General features: G+C 61.6%; 3 protein-coding genes and 1 pseudogene. 2 read left to right on the top strand and 2 right to left on the bottom strand.

Features of this window, described 5'->3' with window-relative positions; translation table 11 throughout:
• Window positions 1-784, bottom strand: a 784-nt coding sequence (locus tag AB4Z11_RS30615) for a LysR substrate-binding domain-containing protein (protein WP_442029794.1), incomplete at its 3' end; no start/stop codon positions are given.
• Window positions 785-888: 104 nt separating this feature from the next.
• On the opposite strand from AB4Z11_RS30615, the gene AB4Z11_RS30610 reads away from it, so the two are divergent.
• Both AB4Z11_RS30610 and AB4Z11_RS30605 read left to right on the top strand, forming a co-directional pair.
• Window positions 889-1,272 (top strand): tautomerase family protein, encoded by a 384-nt coding sequence (locus AB4Z11_RS30610; protein WP_442029792.1) that lies wholly within the window; start codon window positions 889-891, stop codon window positions 1,270-1,272.
• Between the two features lie 11 nt (window positions 1,273-1,283).
• Entirely contained in the window at window positions 1,284-1,571 is a 288-nt protein-coding gene (locus AB4Z11_RS30605) for a hypothetical protein (protein ID WP_442029790.1), read from the top strand.
• Here AB4Z11_RS30605 and AB4Z11_RS30600 read toward each other — a convergent pair.
• Window positions 1,483-1,839: pseudogene (locus AB4Z11_RS30600) on the bottom strand (hypothetical protein); the annotation flags it as partial. The gene AB4Z11_RS30605 and the pseudogene AB4Z11_RS30600 sit on opposite strands and share 89 nt — an antisense overlap.

Below are 1,839 nucleotides of genomic sequence, written 5' to 3'. Positions count from 1 at the left end.
ACGCGACGTGGGGCAGTTTGGGCAGGCCGTAAGTTTTGGGATCAAGCTGCGTCAGGTTCTTCGGCATGCCGAAGGGCGTGCGCAGCGTGATGCCGAGGCCCGCTTCGGCCGCCGCATACAGTCCGGCGAGGCTGGCGCTGACAAACACCAGATGCCATGGGATACCTGCCTTGTCCAATGCGGCAATGCCGGCGCTACGGAATTCACAAGGATTGTCGAACGCCAGCAGCGGCAGCTTTTCGTGCGGCGCGCGGCGCCAGTCGGGGCGGCCTACCCAGATGATGGGCAGTGACGCCACCTTCGTCACCTGATGCGATTTCTCCGGCGTGCCCCAGGCCAGTGCCAGATCGAGCTCGCCTTTTGCGATGCGTTCCTCAAGATGGAAATTGCGCTCGGCGCGCACTTCCACGCGCACCTTCGGATGGGCGCGGGCGAACCGCGCCAGCACGGATGGCAGCCAGTTTTCGGCAAAGTCCTGCGGCAGCCCAAGCCTTACCCAGCCTTCGACTTCAGCGCCGCGCACCGTCTCCACCGCTTCGTCGTTCAATTCCAGGATGCGCCGCGCGTAGCTGAACAGGCTTTCGCCCGCCATTGTCAGTGTCAGGCCGCGCCCGGACTTCTGCACCAGGGCCTGGCCGACCTGTTCCTCCAGCTTGCGCAACTGGGTGCTGACGGCGGATTGCGATCGTCCCAGCCGATCCGCGGCGCGTGCGAAACTGCCCAGTTCAAAGGCGGTAGCGAAGGTACGCAACACGTCCATATCGAGATTCGTGCGGCTTGCCATAGTTCGATTTCTGTAAAGTATTAATTCAAAACATTCTAATTTACAGAAGTATTGTTGTCCCCTAAGATGGTCTTGTCAACCCAATCTTCTTTAAGGAGCACAACATGCCTCTCGTTCATATCAATCTCAGGAAGGGTAAGTCCCGCGAGTACATCAAAGCGGTTGCCGATGGCGTGCATCAGGCGCTGGCCGAAAGTTACAACGTGCCTGCGGATGACCGCTTCCAACTGATTCGCCAGTACGATGCCGACGAATTCATTTACGACGCGGACTATCTGGGTGTGCACCGCACGGACGATCTGGTGATCATCCAGATCACGGCTGGTAGCTGGCGCGATACGGAGACCAAGCAGCGGCTGTATCAAACCATTGTCGCCAACCTGACGCGCGCGACGGGCATCCGGGCGGAGGACGTGTTTGTGTCCCTGGTTGGCGTGGGCAAGGACGACTGGTCCTTCGGCAACGGCCAGGCACAGTACATCAAATAAAGGAGAAGGCCATGAACACCAGAATCGTGATTTCGCTGGCTTTTGCGCTGGCACTGCTGCTCGGCGCGAGCGCGAGCATCGTTGACCTGGCAATGCTCTACACCGGCGCGGCCACGCCGGCACCATTGAGCGCAGCGGTGGCGGCCTTCGGCGCCGCATCAAGCTTCATGCTGATGCTGTTCGCGCTGAGTGATGGATTGACGCAGGCGCTTAGCGGCACAGGGTGGGCGAGTGCGGCGGCAGGTAAGCCCAGCGTACTGCGTGGCGTTCCTGTCCATCGCTACCCCATGCGAGGTTGAAGGTGCCGGAGGCCGGGGCGGACGCGATCATGGCGTCCAGCTCCGGCGCTTGCGGCGAGCCGGCGCGGCGGTCGGTGATCTGGTCGTCCAGCACCATGGCGCCGCAGTTGTAGAGGTCTTCCGGGGTCACCCACGGCGACTTCGCTGCGTCGCCGTCGATCATCACTTCGGCATCGGGCAGGCCGAAAGCGCGCAGATTCCCGCCCAGCCAGAAGTCAGAAGCAATGATGCGCAGCGGCGCATCCGTGTACGAATGCCAGACCAGCCT

This window comes from Pseudoduganella sp. RAF53_2 (genome assembly GCF_052113985.1).
Lineage (GTDB): Bacteria > Pseudomonadota > Gammaproteobacteria > Burkholderiales > Burkholderiaceae_D > Rugamonas.
Note: the sequence above shows the minus strand (reverse complement) of the source record. Positions and strands in the feature narration are given on the sequence as shown.